Below are 12622 nucleotides of genomic sequence, written 5' to 3'. Positions count from 1 at the left end.
ACTATCGTGAAAAATTTCATTACGGCTTTACCAATTTTGTTGCTGCTGTCGTTTTCGTTTGTGTCTTTTGCCTTCCAGTTTGATCACCTTGTTTATTTCAGACTAGCGCTGGGGATCTTTTCGTTAGCGGGTCTTTTCTTTCTGTATACACTTAAAAGAAACATGAAATGGTTCATGGTCTATTTATATGCGAGCTGGATCGTTCTTGCTGCCGTCACAACATTTGAGGAACCAGTCTTTTCTCAATTTTTCTTCGGTGGTTTAACGATGACAATGGGTTATCTCACATATATGCTCATTTATTTAGGAATGAAGCAGGACCGTGTAGCGAAATCACATTAAAACAAAAGCCGATAAAATCGAATAACAGATTTTATCGGCTTTTTTATTTAGTTGAAGCAGACAAAAGAGCAGTCAGTGATGACTGCTCCTCTAATAGTTATGATTCACGCCCAGCAGCTGCAAGCTGCTTCTGGTGTTTTTTGTCGATGGTTTCGTAAATACTTTCCATCATTTGAGGATCGCGCATGATGGCCTTTTTGTTCTCTTCAATCAATTGCTGGTAGGTTTTAATTTTCTTCTTAGACATGTGACTCATCGCTCCTTAATAAGAATGGACGTCTATAGGATTTCACATAGATGAAATTGATAATCATTTTCAATTAGCAACTCCATTATACAAAGACAAATGTCAGAAGTAAAGATTCAATTCAGAAAATTCACGTAACCGACATATTCCAAGCTGGTTCGACGCTGCATTCTTTCCCAGGAAATAATTTTGTCATGACTTGTCGTAAGTGAAACATCAATTTGAAACGTTTTGGCTGTGCAGCTCGTCTTATGAAGAGATTTAAAAAGAAAAAAGACATCAGCAAGTGTTTGCTGATGTCCTTCGTTTCATCAATTAAGAAACGTGTTCTTGAAGAAATTCTGTCACTTCTTCAGGCGATTTTGCATTTGCACTGTGTAAATGACCTGTTTTTTCACCATTTTTGAAAATTAACAGGCTTGGAATGCCCATTACCTGATACGTTTCAGCTAATTCTGGGAAATCATCTTTATTTATTTCAAACCATTCATGGTGAGCATAAGCTTCTAGGATGTCTGGAATGAACATGTCCATTCTTGTGCAGTCAGGACACCATGTTGCAAAGAATTTAACGATGACTTCTTTGTCTGATTGAATAATTTCATTGAATTGTTCAGTACTTGTGATTTTTTTCAATTTGTCACAACTCCTTTTCAATGTCATTTTAATATAAAATAAAGGCGAATGACATACAAATGCTCGGGAGGCGCTTACAACCTTTACAAATCATTTCAATTACGTAACAACAAAAATTAATTAGAGCATTTTTGCTTGAAAGTGATAAGATAGTAAAGATGAATTTTAGTGGGGGGAGTATCCATTGAAAATAAGTTTAGGATTGATTTACGGCGGAAAGTCAGCCGAACATAATGTATCACTGCAAACAGCCCTTGCAGTTACAAAAGCACTTAACACTGAGAAGTTCGATATACATCCAATTTATATTACAGAAGAGGGTGAATGGTTAAGAGGAGAAAAACTCACTGAACCAGTATCAAACGTCAAAATGCTTCAATTTGAACAGACCGCAAAGACGTTTTTACCAACTTCTTTAAATGAAAGCATGTTTCCACAGCCTGCATCGGCTGATGAGAAAATTGATGTTGTCTTCCCGTTGCTGCACGGACCAAATGGAGAAGATGGTACAATGCAAGGATTACTTGAACTGTTAAATATCCCGTATGTCGGCAACGGCGTTCTCGCGTCTGCCGCGGGTATGGATAAAGTCATGATGAAAGATGTTTTTGCACAAGCAGGACTTGCACAAGCAAAGCACCTTTCTTTCAATAAAAAAGACTACGAGAAAGCGACACGAGACAGCTTAGAACAGGTGGAAAAAGTACTGGGCTATCCATGCTTTGTGAAACCTGCCAACATGGGATCAAGTGTTGGAATTAGCAAATGCCGCAGCAAAGAAGAACTGCAGACTGCATTTGACCTCGCTTTCCAATATGATCGTCGTGTGGTCGTAGAAGAAGGCGTCATTGGAAGAGAAATCGAGATTGGTGTATTAGGCAATGATGAGCCGAAATGCTCTGTCGTTGGTGAGATTGCACCTAAAACAGATTTTTATGATTACAAAGCAAAATATGAAGATGGCGATACAGATTTGATCATTCCGGCGAGTGTGTCAGAGGATGAATATAAGACGATTCATGACATGGCGATTAAGGCATTTAAAGCCCTCGATGGATCTGGTCTCGTACGTGCAGACTTCTTCCTGACAGAAAAAGGTGAAGTGTTGATCAATGAAGTGAATACAATGCCTGGATTCACACCATTTAGTATGTTCCCATTACTTTGGAAGCACACTGGTGTAGAGTATCCAGAGTTAATTGAAAAGCTGGTGTCACTTGCAATTGAACGCCATCGAGAAAAACAAACCATTAAAACAACTTTTTAATGTGAGCAGCAAGCAGACACTATCCTTAGGTAGTGTCTCTTTTCCTTCAAACGTGAAATGAGAAAGAGAGGCGAAAAATCATGATCAAACGTACAGTGAAACAAATCGCCCAAATGGCTGGTGGAACCCTATCTAATCAAGCTTTTGGCGAAGAACAGATTCACGGAGTGACAACAGATACACGAAAAGTATCAAACGGCGCCCTGTTTATCCCGCTTATCGGAGAACATTTTAACGGTCACACATTTGCTTCAAAAGCAGTGGAGCTAGGAGCCTCAGCTGTTCTTTGGAATCAAAAAGAAGCCAATCCGCCAGAAGGCGTTCCAGTAATTCTTGTAGAGGATACACTAGCTGCGCTTCAACAGCTGGCGAAATCATACTTAAAAGAAGAAAACCCTCGTGTTGTCGGTATTACAGGAAGTAATGGGAAAACCACAACGAAAGACATGATTCATTCCGTCTTGCAAACAGCGTATCAAGTTCATAAAACAGACGGTAACTTTAATAATCATATCGGTCTTCCGCTCACCATTCTTGCAATGCCAGAAGGAACCGATATTGCGGTTTTGGAGATGGGTATGAGTGCAAAAGGCGAAATCGAATTTTTATCAGATCTTGCTGAGCCGGATGCGGCAGTCATCACAAATATCGGGGAATCTCATATGCAAGATTTAGGATCAAGAGAAGCCATTGCTGATGCAAAATGTGAGATCGTCAAAGGGTTAAAAGAAGACGGCATCTTTTATTACCTAGGTGATGAGCCTTTGCTTCGCGAAAGAGCAAGTTCACTCTCTCAGCGTGTAAAAACCTTTGGAGAAGCAGAGGACTGTAATATCAAGGTAACGCACATCAACCAGCTTGCAGAAGGAACAGAATTTCAGGTCGAAGGATATGCCCAAGGTTTTCTCATTCCTGTATTAGGGAAACATAATGTGAAGAATGCACTTGCTGCTATTGCTATTGGCCAGCATTTTGGGCTGAATGAAAGACAAATAGCCCAGGGACTGATGCAAACGAAGTTGACGGGGATGCGTCTTGAGCTGTTTAAAACAGATAAAGGAATCACTGTCATTAATGATGCGTATAATGCAAGTCCTACTTCTATGAAAGCAGCCATTGATCTTGTGGGAGATATGGACGGCTTCGCCAATCGTATTCTTGTACTTGGAGATATGCTCGAAATGGGCAGCGAAGAAGAAACGTATCATTATGAACTTGGCCGTTACATCAAGCCGGAATTTATTGATCATGTCATGACGTATGGCCGTCTAGGTGCATTCATTGCTGAAGGAGCGAAAAAATCATTCGGGGCTGAGCACGTATTCTCCTTTATGGACAAAGAGGATCTGAAGAAAAAACTAGCTGAAGTGGCAGGGCCTGACGATGTTGTGCTTGTCAAAGCCTCACGCGGTATGAAATTGGAAGAAGTCATTACTGCACTATAAAAGTGAGAAGGTGACAGAATGATTGGCTGTTTATGTATCCACGGTTTTACGGGTGCCCCTTATGAAGTAGAACCGCTGGCGCAATATTTAAAACAGACGGCAGATTGGGAAGTGCAGTCTGTCACGCTTCCGGGGCATGGGGATGAGCTTCAGTTAAAAGGCATTCTTTATCAAGAATGGATAGCGACAGCTGAACTCGAACTTCTATCCCTTTATCGAACTTGTGACACCGTGTATTTGATCGGCTTTTCTATGGGCGGAATGATTGCTTCTTACTTAGCAGCGAAGTACCCAGTTGCCCGTCTCGTCCTATTAAGTGCTGCGGCTAAATATGTGAACCCAAAACAAATGATGCAAGATACAAGGCAGATGGTGAAGGAGTCCCTGTCAGGGATCATTGATACAAACCCTTTATATGATCGATATCGCCATAAGCTCACAAGCACGCCGCTGTCAGCCGCGATAGAATTTATGAAGCTGGTAAAGCAAACGAAGAATTCGCTTGAGAAGCTTCATCTGCCTGTGTTAATTGTTCAAGGTGAAAGCGACGGAATTGTACCTGCTTCAAGTGCAGAATTTATTTATCATAAAGTCCCGTCTCGCCAGAAAGAAATGTTTTATTTGCCCGATTGTAAACATCATGTTTGTCATGAGCCATGTGCCCAGCAATTGTTTGAGAAAGTAGAACATTTTCTAAAAAAAGCAATTTAATATATAGAAAAGCTAAATTGTGGCTAAACTAATATAAATTGAATCCCACTTGTTAAAATTTGCATCATTTTTGTCGAATGAGTGACAGGCATATGGTACAATAGGAAAGAAAAGGTGGTTGATTCGGTTGTTTCAATATGACGGAAAAACCTTTATCCCGCAGTCTAATTCGAGTAACGGAGAAGTATCAGCAGGAACCATATTTCAATATCGTCAGGACGGGAATATATTAACGGGCACATATCAAGGCGGCAGTATCATATCTGGCGTACTTGTAGGAACTGTGAATGAGGATGGAACACTTCATTTTAGATACCACCATGTAAGCAAGGACGGCAGTATGAGAAGCGGGACTTGCAATTCCACTCCAAAGCAGCTGGATAACGGAAAAATTCAACTGTTTGAAAAGTGGAAATGGATGGACGGAGATCAAAGTGAAGGTGAATCTGTCATTGTAGAACAGTAGATATATCCATTTCTGTCTTGTTGAAAAACAAATAGTGTAATGGTAAGATATAAGGTAGGGTAATTCGGGCTTTGTATATAATGGACCTGTCCTTTCAGAAAAGGGCAGTTTTTAATGATCATTCACGAGATTACTGAAACAGCAATTAGAAGGAGTTTGAATAAATTGACTATAACGTTTCAAGATTTTCAATTAAGCGAAAGTCTCATGAAGGCTATTAACCGCATGGGATTTGAAGAAGCAACACCGATTCAAGCAGAAACGATTCCTCTCGGTCTTCAAAATAAAGATGTCATCGGACAAGCACAAACAGGAACAGGAAAAACTGCAGCATTTGGTATTCCTCTGGTTGAAAAAATCGACCCAGCGTCTCCAAATATCCAAGCGATTATCATTGCGCCAACAAGAGAATTAGCGATTCAAGTATCTGAAGAGCTATATAAAATCGGCCAAGACAAGCGTGCACGCGTACTTCCTATTTACGGTGGACAAGATATCGGCCGTCAAATCCGTTCGCTCAAGAAAAATCCTCATATCATCGTAGGGACTCCAGGACGTTTACTCGATCACATTAACCGTCGTACAATGCGTCTTCAAAACGTTGAAACAGTTGTGCTAGATGAAGCAGACGAAATGCTAAACATGGGTTTCATCGAAGACATTGAAGCGATCCTTTCAAATGTACCAAGTGAACACCAAACACTTTTATTCTCTGCGACAATGCCTGCACCAATTAAGCGCATTGCAGAGCGTTTCATGACAAACCCAGAACACGTAAAAGTAAAAGCGAAAGAAATGACTGTATCTAACATCCAACAGTTCTATTTGGATATTCACGAACGTAAAAAGTTTGATACATTGACTCGTCTTCTTGACATTCAATCACCTGAGCTTTCAATTGTCTTCGGCCGTACGAAACGCCGTGTTGACGAATTGACTGAAGCACTTAACCTTAGAGGGTATACAGCTGAAGGAATTCATGGTGACCTGACTCAAGCAAAACGTATGGTTGCGCTTCGTAAATTCAAAGAGGGTTCAATCGATGTGCTTGTCGCAACAGACGTAGCAGCACGTGGACTTGATATCTCAGGCGTAACACACGTGTATAACTTTGACGTACCGCAAGATCCAGAAAGCTACGTGCACCGTATTGGACGTACAGGACGTGCTGGACGTACAGGTATGGCGATGACATTCATCACACCACGTGAAAAAGATATGCTTCGTGCGATTGAGCAAACGACTAAACGTAAAATGGATCGTATGAAAGAACCTACACTAGATGAGGCGATTGAAGGACAACAGCAAGTAACAGTTGACCGTCTACGCACAATCATCAGTGAAAACAACTTGAACTTCTACATGACAGCTGCTGCCGAATTGTTGGAAGATCATGATTCTGTAACAGTGGTTGCAGCTGCGATCAAAATGATGACAAAAGAGCCGGATGCAACGCCTGTTCGTTTAACAGATGAAGCACCGATGATTTCTAAACGTCATCGTAACAACCGCAGCTCTTCTAAACGCAGAGACGGCGGCGGTGGCGGAGGCTACCGTGGAAAAGGCAAGAACAGCCGTTCATCTTATGGTGATAAAAAGCGTTCTTCAAATGACCGCAATCGTTCTTCTAGCGATCGTCGTCAAAAGAAATCTTATAACAACTAACATACAAGAGCGAATCCTTTGCAGGGTTCGCTTTTTTTTAACAGGCTGAAATTGAAACTTTTTAGGCTTTGTTACGTAATATATTGATAGAAAAGTAAGAGAATGGGGGAAGAATGTGAGAAAACAGCCGCAACGTCAAATTAGTTTAAATGGTTTAAAGGTATGGCGTCTTCAAAATGGAATTATCTCATTGATTTTCTTACTCATCATCATTGGGGTATTTGTTGCCAGCTACTATTTTCAATGGCCATATTGGATTGGAGCGATTCTTTCTGGTTTATGGGTCTTACAGGTCATTTTTGGCATATGGCTCATACCAAAAATCCGCCACCACATCTGGCGCTACGAAGTATTCGAAAATGAAATTGAAATACAGCATGGACTCATTCGCGTCACACGTGTCATTGTGCCGATGGTTCGTGTTCAGCATGTTGATACATCTCAAGGGCCGCTTTTAAGGCGCTACCGTTTGGCCTCTGTTCAAATTTCGACTGCTGCCACAGTTCATGATATACCGGCGCTAGAATTAGAAGAGGCAGATGAGCTTCGTGATTACATATCTCGTTTAGCAAGGGTGACGGAAGATGATGTCTGAACCAAAACGTGTACATCCCATTTCGATGTTCATTGATTTTATATCAGATGCTGTATCCATGATCAAAAACTTCATTATCCCTTTTTTCGTGTTGATTTTTGTGAACTCGAATTCGAGCATTCGCTTTTATGCATTTATCATTCTCGGTGTGCTTCTTTTATGGAAAGCCGTTTTTACCATTTTAGAATGGAGACGATTCACTTACCGGATGGAAGACGATGAATTTCGTGTGGAATCGGGTGTGATTACGAAAAAGAAAAAATATATCTCGTTAGAACGAATTCAAACGGTTAATACAAGTGAAGGCATTTTTCAGCGGATTTTCGGTTTAGTGCGGGTTCAAATCGAAACGGCAGGCGGAACGGATGGTCCAGAAGTGAGCCTGACCGCGATTACAAAAGCAGAAGCGGAACAATTAAAGCAGTCGATTTTCAACCGGAAGAAAAGCTTGCAGGAAGAAGAAATGACGGATGAAGCAGGTGATCTGATTGGCCATTTGACTGCGCAAAAACCTATGCAGGAAGAAATCAATGTCTCCTATCGTATGGGTGTGCCAGAATTGCTTTTGGCTGCGACCACTTCAAGCGGTATCGGTGTCATTATCTCAGGGTGTCTCGCCATCTACACGCAAATAGATGAAATTCTCCCTTTGGACGGGTTCTTCAAGCAGTTCTCTTTTTTAAGCCATGCGAGCATTGAAATCTATGCGATTTTGATATTTCTTGCCGTATTGATCGCTTGGATCTTGAGTGTTGGGGTAACAGCACTTCAGTATGCGAATTTTGCTGCAAAACGAAAAGGGAATGACATCATCATTACAAGAGGGCTCATCGAGAGACATCAAATGACCATTCCACTTGCGAGAATTCAAGCAGTGAAAATCAAAGAGAATATGATCCGTGAGCCTTTTGGTTTTGCGACAGTGATGCTTGTTAGTGCAGGAGGTTCGATTACAGAGAAAGAAACCTCTTCCGTCTTATTTCCGCTCATTCGGAAGAAAAAAATAAATGAATTGCTGACACAATTCACCGATCATTATCATGTAGCACCAGAAACAGAGCTGAAAAAAGTGCCAAAGCGTTCACTCAAACGCTACCTGATCTCATATGGCTTTGTGCCGTTACTTGCAGGTGTCATCCTGTCGGTACGCTTTCCGCCATGGGGGTATTTGGGACTCATTCCGTTACCGCTTGCTCTATTCTTCGGCTATTTAGCTTATAAACAATCAGGATATACAATCAAAGATTCATTGATTCAAATGACATCAAGAGGCATTGGCAAGACCACTGGCATTGTCCTTAGAAAACGAATGCAAAACTATACGATGACGCAATCTTTTTTCCAAAAGAAAGGCCGGGTCGCAAGTATTCACACCTTTGTGAAATCCTCTGCGCTGCTTGATTCCTTTGGTGTGCATCACCTTGAGGAAGAAGATGCGGCACGTGTATTTGATTGGTATTCATATGAAAAAAATCAATCGTCTTAAACGAAAAATGTCGATCAGCTCCAGCTTAAGGAGGATCGACATTTTTTATGAGATTAATAGCGTCTTTTTTTCGAATGGAAAAGCAGCGTAATCGGTGCTAGAAGCATACCGCCAATCAATCCAAATAAGTGAGCCATGATATTGATGTTCGAATTGACGAACGTCATGATAACAGAAACAGCAAGAATCGTTAAAATCACTTGTGAATTGCCGCGGTCCATCATGTGCGGTTTAAATAGGACAAGGTATAAATAAACCCCAAACAAACCGAAAATCGCACCAGAAGCGCCAACGTGTACATACTCCAAAGGCTCCACCCAATAGGTTCCGAGATTGCCAATGAACCCTGCACCAAGATAAATGATCAGAAATCGAACCTTCCCAAGCAAAAGTTCAAGCGCTGGGGCGAATAAGAAAAGGGACATGGAATTAAATAAAATATGCGTGAGACTTCCGTGAAGAAAAATAGGTGTAACGAGACGCCACCATTCCCCAGCCGCTACACCATAATTGAAACCGACGAGATGATCCTGTCCAAGCTGTATAATAGGGATAGGAACCGCAAATATAAGCCACAGGCCAATTTGTAAAGCAAGGATCGCTGTTACGATTGGATACGATCTAATAAATTGTTGAAAGCTCTCCGTTCGAATAAACATAACAAACCCCTTTTGACTAGATAATCGTAAGTTTATAGTAACACGTTTATGAAGCGAACACTTAAATTAGTACGAGTATCATAGGAGGTACCTCATGATTAAAGGAATAGGCATTGATATTGTAGAGATCGACCGTCTTTCGCGAGTGCTCAGCAGACAGCCTCGTTTACCGGAACGCATTTTGACTTTAAGTGAACAGGACGTCTTTCGTACACTGAGTGAAAAAAGACAGCTGGAATTTTTGGCAGGCCGCTTTGCGGCAAAGGAAGCTTTCGCTAAAGCATACGGAACAGGAATCGGTCAGCATTTAAGCTTTCATGACATAGACATTCTAAAAGACGATAATGGAAAACCCTTCATCAAAAGCGAGAAAGCGGAGGGAGATCAGGTTCATGTGTCCATTACCCATACAAAGGAATATGCTGCTGCACAAGTTTTAATTGAAAGGTTGTCAAGCTAGTCTGCATATTGTTTGTCCCCCCTTCATATATTGGGTAGTGCGATAAGGAAGGGCGAGTTGCTAACAGGCTTTGATGGTTCGCGGTACGCAGTTAACTCTTGAGGCGTACTGTTAAAGTCAAACAAGCGGTTTCTTCCTTTTAACACAATTAACGAAGGGGTTGAAAAGGGTGAGAAAAAGCTTTGTTTTGCTTGTAACGGGAATCCTTTTTGTACTGATTCTCTCCGCATGCGGTCAAAAATCTCAGCAAGATATCGTTGGAGATTTAAACAAAAAGGCAGAGGAAATGACATCATACAAAGCCAAAGCAAAAATGACCATTGAGACAGGAAATGACCCGCAGGAGTACCAGGTAGAAATTTGGTACAAAAAGCCGGAGCTTTACCGTGTCTATTTAGAAAATCCGAAAAAGGATCAGAGTCAAGTCATTTTAAGAAATGGCAATGGTGTGTTTGTGCTGACACCTTCATTGAACAAGAGCTTCCGTTTCCATAGTGATTGGCCGAATAATAGCAGTCAGGTCTATTTATTCGAATCACTTGTGAAGGATATTAAAAATGACAGCGCAGCTCAGTTCAAAGCGAAAGAGTCAAAGTATGTGTTCGAAACGAAGACCAATTATCAGCACAACCAAATGCTGCCTACCCAAGAGATTACCTTTCATAAGAAAACAATGGCGCCTGCCAGTGTGAAAGTGCTGGATAGCGACAAAAAGCCAATGGTGAAAGTGGAATTCTCTCACTTTGAATTCAATAAATCCTTTGACAAAGATGCATTTGATGAGAAGAAAAACATGACACTCTCTCAAATGGATGTTGCCACAAGTGCAGACCCATCTGACAGCTTTGCGGTGAAAACACCAGTTGATATGCCAGAAGGCGTGAAGAAGATGGAAGAGAAAGAAATGACGACAGATGCTGGGAAGCGTTATGTGATTACGTACGGCGGCAAGAAATCCTTCACACTCATTCAGGAAAAAGCGCGAGTAGCTGAAGCATCTACGCCTGTCACGATGAACGGCGAGCCGGTCGATCTTGGTATGACAGTAGGGGTTCTGACAGATCAATCCCTCTCATGGACATCTGACGGAGTTGACTACTTAATTTCCTCAAGTGATCTATCGAAAGAAGAGCTGTTGATGGTCGCAAAGAGTGTAGAAGGCCAGTCAGCTAAATAAATGAGATTCTCAGGCAGAAAGCCATGATAAATGAAGCATCAGCCCTGTGCAAGGGCTGATTTTCTTTGATTTGTTTCACATTATTCTTGATTTTTAGTATCATATGAAGGGATTGAATCATTCAATAGGGAAGTGTGACTGATGGACACAAATGCCTTTTATAGAGACACATGGGCAGAAATTAATTTAACCGCAATCAAGCACAATGTTTCACATATGAAAGATCATATCGGTCAAAATGTTCAATTGATGGCCGTTGTGAAAGCCAATGCATATGGACATGGAGATATAGAAGTGGCAAGAGCTGCCCTCAAAGCAGGAGCAGACTTGTTAGCTGTCGCCTTTTTAGATGAGGCCATTTCTTTAAGAAATCAAGGCATTAAAGCACCGATTCTTGTACTCGGCGCAGTACCGCCGGAGTATGTCAAAACCGCTGTTCGATACAATGTGATCATGACCGCTTACTCCATAGAGTGGCTGAGGGAAGTCGCCCATATGGTGAAAGGGCAGATGGGACAACCCATTCGTTTTCATTTGAAAATAGACAGCGGAATGAACCGTTTAGGTGTGAAAACTTTAGAGCAAGTCAGCGAAGTAAAGAAGCTTGTCAGCGAGCATTCTTATTTACAGCTGGAAGGTGTATTTACTCACTTTGCGACCGCGGATGAAAAGGATGAGAACTATTTTGATCGGCAGGTCGACACCTTTCAAACCCTGCTTCAGCCTCTTCATACGGAAAAGCTGCTCGTTCATTGTGCCAATAGTGCAGCGGGTTTAAGGTTTAAAGAAGTGTTATTTAATATGGTTCGCTTCGGCATCAGTATGTACGGGCTGTCACCATCAGAGGAAATCAAAGATGAACTTCCTTTCAAGCTGGAAGAAGCCATGTCTCTTCATACAAAGCTCGCCCATGTGAAGCTCATTCAAAAGGGTGAGAGTGTCAGCTATGGGGCGACGTATACAGCCAATCAAGATACATGGATCGGTACGGTACCAGTCGGCTATGCAGACGGGTGGATCCGGAAGCTGGCAGGCACGGAAGTACTTGTTGGCGGAAAGCGCCGGAAGATTGCCGGAAGGGTATGTATGGATCAATTCATGGTTGAACTGAAAGAGAACTTTCCAGCAGGGGAGCCAGTCGTTTTGATTGGTGGACAAGGTGAAGAAATGGTATCAGTCGATGAAATTGCAAAAAGGCTTGAAACCATTAACTATGAAGTCACATGCTCCATTGGCCACCGCGTCCCAAGAGTATATATAGAGGACGGCAAAAAGGTGCATGTGCGGAATCCGCTGCTTCAAGGCGGGTCAAGCTTTTTCTAAGCAGTTTTCACAGGAACGATCGTCAAACTGACATCGTTCCTTTTTATTCTACAAAGAAGGGGTAAACATTCTCCCTTTTTTAGAGATTTTGGAAATACCGTATGATTTTCGAAAAAAAGCGTATAATGTGAAAGAGGAACTCC

At 41.7% G+C, this 12622-nt stretch carries 14 protein-coding genes; 11 read left to right on the top strand and 3 right to left on the bottom strand.

The window, feature by feature from the left end:
- Window positions 1–6: 6 nt before the first annotated feature.
- Entirely contained in the window at window positions 7–342 is a 336-nt protein-coding gene (locus M1D84_RS16645; RefSeq protein ID WP_017366657.1) for a hypothetical protein, read from the top strand.
- Window positions 343–439: 97 nt separating this feature from the next.
- On the opposite strand, the gene fbpB is transcribed toward M1D84_RS16645, so the two are convergent.
- A complete protein-coding gene (gene fbpB / locus M1D84_RS16640; RefSeq protein ID WP_065215285.1) occupies window positions 440–589 on the bottom strand; it encodes a Fur-regulated basic protein FbpB in 150 nt (49 codons plus the stop codon).
- A gap of 315 nt (window positions 590–904) precedes the next feature.
- Window positions 905–1225, bottom strand: a complete 321-nt coding sequence (locus M1D84_RS16635) for a thioredoxin family protein (protein ID WP_012008983.1) — start codon at window positions 1223–1225, stop codon at window positions 905–907.
- A gap of 184 nt (window positions 1226–1409) precedes the next feature.
- On the opposite strand from M1D84_RS16635, the gene M1D84_RS16630 reads away from it, so the two are divergent.
- The 7 genes from M1D84_RS16630 to M1D84_RS16600 all read left to right on the top strand — a co-directional run bounded on the left by M1D84_RS16630 (window position 1410) and on the right by M1D84_RS16600 (window position 8860).
- A complete protein-coding gene (locus M1D84_RS16630) occupies window positions 1410–2492 on the top strand; it encodes a D-alanine--D-alanine ligase (protein WP_332285612.1) in 1083 nt (360 codons plus the stop codon).
- Window positions 2493–2572: 80 nt separating this feature from the next.
- Entirely contained in the window at window positions 2573–3937 is a 1365-nt protein-coding gene (locus tag M1D84_RS16625; protein WP_034622596.1) for a UDP-N-acetylmuramoyl-tripeptide--D-alanyl-D-alanine ligase, read from the top strand.
- Between the two features lie 18 nt (window positions 3938–3955).
- Window positions 3956–4648 carry an alpha/beta hydrolase gene (locus M1D84_RS16620; RefSeq protein WP_024427369.1) on the top strand — a complete coding sequence of 231 codons (693 nt, stop codon included), beginning with the start codon at window positions 3956–3958 and terminating at the stop codon, window positions 4646–4648.
- A 127-nt stretch (window positions 4649–4775) separates the two neighbouring features.
- Window positions 4776–5114 carry a glutamate synthase gene (locus tag M1D84_RS16615; RefSeq protein WP_046313963.1) on the top strand — a complete coding sequence of 113 codons (339 nt, stop codon included), beginning with the start codon at window positions 4776–4778 and terminating at the stop codon, window positions 5112–5114.
- Between the two features lie 165 nt (window positions 5115–5279).
- Window positions 5280–6779: a degradosome RNA helicase CshA gene (gene cshA / locus M1D84_RS16610; protein WP_024425382.1), complete on the top strand. Its 1500-nt coding sequence runs from the start codon at window positions 5280–5282 to the stop codon at window positions 6777–6779.
- A 115-nt stretch (window positions 6780–6894) separates the two neighbouring features.
- Window positions 6895–7374: a PH domain-containing protein gene (locus M1D84_RS16605; RefSeq protein ID WP_024425383.1), complete on the top strand. Its 480-nt coding sequence runs from the start codon at window positions 6895–6897 to the stop codon at window positions 7372–7374.
- On the top strand, window positions 7364–8860 hold the full coding sequence (locus tag M1D84_RS16600; RefSeq protein ID WP_206534072.1) for a PH domain-containing protein: 1497 nt from the start codon (window positions 7364–7366) through the stop codon (window positions 8858–8860). Before M1D84_RS16605 ends, M1D84_RS16600 begins: the two co-directional genes overlap by 11 nt.
- A 53-nt stretch (window positions 8861–8913) precedes the next feature.
- Here M1D84_RS16600 and M1D84_RS16595 read toward each other — a convergent pair whose 3' ends face one another.
- A complete protein-coding gene (locus M1D84_RS16595) occupies window positions 8914–9519 on the bottom strand; it encodes a rhomboid family intramembrane serine protease (RefSeq protein WP_206534071.1) in 606 nt (201 codons plus the stop codon).
- Window positions 9520–9613: 94 nt separating this feature from the next.
- Here M1D84_RS16595 and acpS point away from each other — a divergent pair, with 94 nt between their 5' ends.
- The 3 genes from acpS to alr all read left to right on the top strand — a co-directional run bounded on the left by acpS (window position 9614) and on the right by alr (window position 12479).
- On the top strand, window positions 9614–9979 hold the full coding sequence (gene acpS, locus M1D84_RS16590) for a holo-ACP synthase (protein WP_024425385.1): 366 nt from the start codon (window positions 9614–9616) through the stop codon (window positions 9977–9979).
- Between the two features lie 160 nt (window positions 9980–10139).
- Complete coding sequence (locus tag M1D84_RS16585; protein ID WP_087975235.1) at window positions 10140–11156, top strand: outer membrane lipoprotein-sorting protein; 1017 nt, start codon at window positions 10140–10142, stop codon at window positions 11154–11156.
- A 141-nt stretch (window positions 11157–11297) separates the two neighbouring features.
- The gene (gene alr / locus M1D84_RS16580) at window positions 11298–12479 is read left to right on the top strand and encodes an alanine racemase (RefSeq protein ID WP_458106335.1); all 1182 of its coding nucleotides are present in this window, start codon (window positions 11298–11300) and stop codon (window positions 12477–12479) included.
- The last annotated feature ends 143 nt before the right edge of the window (window positions 12480–12622 follow it).

The organism is Bacillus sp. PK5-006 (assembly GCF_054161415.1).
The sequence above is the reverse complement of the archived record's forward strand: the minus strand, read 5'-3'. Positions and strand labels throughout refer to the sequence as shown.

What these genes read in the sequence shown, in the direction of transcription:
- fbpB (WP_065215285.1), bottom strand. Translation starts at nt 589, where the DNA reads ATGTCTAAGAAGAAAATTAAAACCTACCAGCAATTGATTGAAGAGAAC.
- M1D84_RS16625 (WP_034622596.1), top strand. Translation starts at nt 2,573, where the DNA reads ATGATCAAACGTACAGTGAAACAAATCGCCCAAATGGCTGGTGGAACC.
- M1D84_RS16620 (WP_024427369.1), top strand. Translation starts at nt 3,956, where the DNA reads ATGATTGGCTGTTTATGTATCCACGGTTTTACGGGTGCCCCTTATGAA.
- M1D84_RS16600 (WP_206534072.1), top strand. Translation starts at nt 7,364, where the DNA reads ATGATGTCTGAACCAAAACGTGTACATCCCATTTCGATGTTCATTGAT.
- M1D84_RS16595 (WP_206534071.1), bottom strand. Translation starts at nt 9,519, where the DNA reads ATGTTTATTCGAACGGAGAGCTTTCAACAATTTATTAGATCGTATCCA.
- acpS (WP_024425385.1), top strand. Translation starts at nt 9,614, where the DNA reads ATGATTAAAGGAATAGGCATTGATATTGTAGAGATCGACCGTCTTTCG.
- alr (WP_458106335.1), top strand. Translation starts at nt 11,298, where the DNA reads ATGGACACAAATGCCTTTTATAGAGACACATGGGCAGAAATTAATTTA.